The following is a 241-nucleotide window of genomic DNA, read 5'->3' as shown; positions in this document are numbered from 1 at the left end:
ATGCGCCGGTCGGCACGCACGAGACGCTTCTGGCCTATCTCGTGCGGCGTTTGCTGGAGAATGGCGCCAACTCCTCCTTCGTGAATCGCATCGCGGATTCCGAAATTCCCGTTTCGGAGCTGGTCGCGGACCCCGTCGAGACGGTGCGCGCGATGCCCGATCCGGGCGCGCATCACGACAGGATCGCGCTCCCCGCGACGCTCTATCCGGACCGCCGCAATTCGGACGGCATCGATCTGAG

Annotated in this window: 1 protein-coding gene; it reads left to right on the top strand. The window is 65.6% G+C overall.

Annotated features, from left to right (window positions below; genetic code table 11):
• The coding region (locus NLU14_RS22785; RefSeq protein ID WP_275710895.1) for a proline dehydrogenase family protein at positions 1-241 on the top strand (241 nt) is incomplete at both ends.

The sequence above is a fragment of the Marinobacter iranensis genome, from assembly GCF_029207565.1.
Classification (GTDB): domain Bacteria; phylum Pseudomonadota; class Gammaproteobacteria; order Pseudomonadales; family Oleiphilaceae; genus Marinobacter; species Marinobacter iranensis.
This window is presented reverse-complemented; position numbering and strand designations above follow the sequence as displayed.